This window comes from Paraburkholderia sp. BR13439 (assembly GCF_040948805.1).
Lineage (GTDB): Bacteria > Pseudomonadota > Gammaproteobacteria > Burkholderiales > Burkholderiaceae > Paraburkholderia > Paraburkholderia youngii.
Genome location: NZ_JBFPKN010000140.1, coordinates 1 through 580 on the forward strand (window position 1 = coordinate 1; position 580 = coordinate 580).

1 protein-coding gene is annotated in these 580 nt (G+C 61.7%); it reads left to right on the forward strand.

Annotated features, from left to right (window positions below; all coding sequences use genetic code 11):
• Nucleotides 1-580, forward strand: a 580-nt coding sequence (locus AB3X96_RS42575) for an AMP-binding protein (protein ID WP_368594423.1), incomplete at both ends; no start/stop codon positions are given.

A 580-nucleotide genomic window follows, 5' to 3' on the forward strand; every position in this document is an offset into this window, starting at 1 on the left:
AGGCGCAGTCGCCGGCGTGGGCCGGGCAGCCGGCATCGGATCCGGATGCGCGCGCGCTGGGCCTGGGTCCGCACCATCTGGCCTATGTGATCTACACGTCGGGCTCCACCGGCACGCCCAAGGGCGTCATGGTTGAACATCGTGGAGTGGCCAATTATCTTGCGTGGGCCTGTGAAGCTTACGCGCCACGATCATCCTCGATCGTTTCTTCTTCCCTGGCGTTCGATGCGACGATCAACAGCCTGTTTGCACCGCTGATCTGCGGTGGTCATGCACGGCTGGTACGGGAACGCGATGAGGTCGCGGGACTAAAGGTACAGGCCAGCTCGGCATGCGGGCTGGTCAACGTTACCCCGAGCCATCTGGACGCGCTTGGACAACAGATGCTGGCGGGCCCGATGACCAGCCAGGTTGACCTGCTTGTTATCGGTGGTGAAGCGCTGTCGCATTCAACAGTCGAGTTGTGGCGCAGGGTTCAGCCTGGCGCCAGGATGGTGAATGAATACGGGCCGACCGAAACGGTTGTGGGTTGCACCTTTTACGAAATTCCGAGCGGATGCGCTGTATCGACGCACGTTCC